Raw genomic sequence first — 1,629 nt, 5'->3', positions numbered from 1 at the left:
TTCAGTGTCGCATCCGGGCAGACATCGAACCATTTGAAATGGTCTAACTTGGATTTGTTTTTCGCAAGGCCGCCGAGAGGCGGCCCCGAGAAATTCCTTTTCCTATACTAAAACCATATGAATCGAACGGAACCGATCAGCGATGGACTGAGAGGACCGGACGGGCTCGAAGCCCAGAATATTTTGGACGGAGAGTTCGATCCTGGCTCAGGATGAACGCTGGCGGCGCGCCTAACACATGCAAGTCGAACGGCACCCCTCTCCGGAGGGAAGCGAGTGGCGAACGGCTGAGTAACACGTGGAGAACCTGCCCCCTCCCCCGGGATAGCCGCCCGAAAGGACGGGTAATACCGGATACCCCGGGGTGCCGCATGGCACCCCGGCTAAAGCCCCGACGGGAGGGGATGGCTCCGCGGCCCATCAGGTAGACGGCGGGGTGACGGCCCACCGTGCCGACAACGGGTAGCCGGGTTGAGAGACCGACCGGCCAGATTGGGACTGAGACACGGCCCAGACTCCTACGGGAGGCAGCAGTGGGGAATCTTGCGCAATGGGGGGAACCCTGACGCAGCGACGCCGCGTGCGGGACGGAGGCCTTCGGGTCGTAAACCGCTTTCAGCAGGGAAGAGTCAAGACTGTACCTGCAGAAGAAGCCCCGGCTAACTACGTGCCAGCAGCCGCGGTAATACGTAGGGGGCGAGCGTTATCCGGATTCATTGGGCGTAAAGCGCGCGTAGGCGGCCCGGCAGGCCGGGGGTCGAAGCGGGGGGCTCAACCCCCCGAAGCCCCCGGAACCTCCGCGGCTTGGGTCCGGTAGGGGAGGGTGGAACACCCGGTGTAGCGGTGGAATGCGCAGATATCGGGTGGAACACCGGTGGCGAAGGCGGCCCTCTGGGCCGAGACCGACGCTGAGGCGCGAAAGCTGGGGGAGCGAACAGGATTAGATACCCTGGTAGTCCCAGCCGTAAACGATGGACGCTAGGTGTGGGGGGACGATCCCCCCGTGCCGCAGCCAACGCATTAAGCGTCCCGCCTGGGGAGTACGGCCGCAAGGCTAAAACTCAAAGGAATTGACGGGGGCCCGCACAAGCAGCGGAGCATGTGGCTTAATTCGAAGCAACGCGAAGAACCTTACCAGGGCTTGACATATGGGTGAAGCGGGGGAGACCCCGTGGCCGAGAGGAGCCCATACAGGTGGTGCATGGCTGTCGTCAGCTCGTGTCGTGAGATGTTGGGTTAAGTCCCGCAACGAGCGCAACCCCCGCCGCGTGTTGCCATCGGGTGATGCCGGGAACCCACGCGGGACCGCCGCCGTCAAGGCGGAGGAGGGCGGGGACGACGTCAAGTCATCATGCCCCTTATGCCCTGGGCTGCACACGTGCTACAATGGCCGGTACAGAGGGATGCCACCCCGCGAGGGGGAGCGGATCCCGGAAAGCCGGCCCCAGTTCGGATTGGGGGCTGCAACCCGCCCCCATGAAGTCGGAGTTGCTAGTAATCGCGGATCAGCATGCCGCGGTGAATGCGTTCCCGGGCCTTGTACACACCGCCCGTCACACCACCCGAGTCGTCTGCACCCGAAGTCGCCGGCCCAACCGTCAAGGGGGGAGGCGCCGAAGGTGTGGAGGG

At 63.9% G+C, this 1,629-nt stretch carries 1 rRNA gene; it reads left to right on the top strand.

Annotated features, from left to right (window positions below):
* Nucleotides 1-184: 184 nt before the first annotated feature.
* A 16S ribosomal RNA gene (locus tag DWX39_RS10750) occupies nt 185-1,629 on the top strand; the annotation flags it as partial.

The organism is Collinsella sp. AF19-1LB (genome assembly GCF_003459655.1).
GTDB lineage: Bacteria > Actinomycetota > Coriobacteriia > Coriobacteriales > Coriobacteriaceae > Collinsella.
Note: the sequence above shows the minus strand (reverse complement) of the source record. Positions and strands in the feature narration are given on the sequence as shown.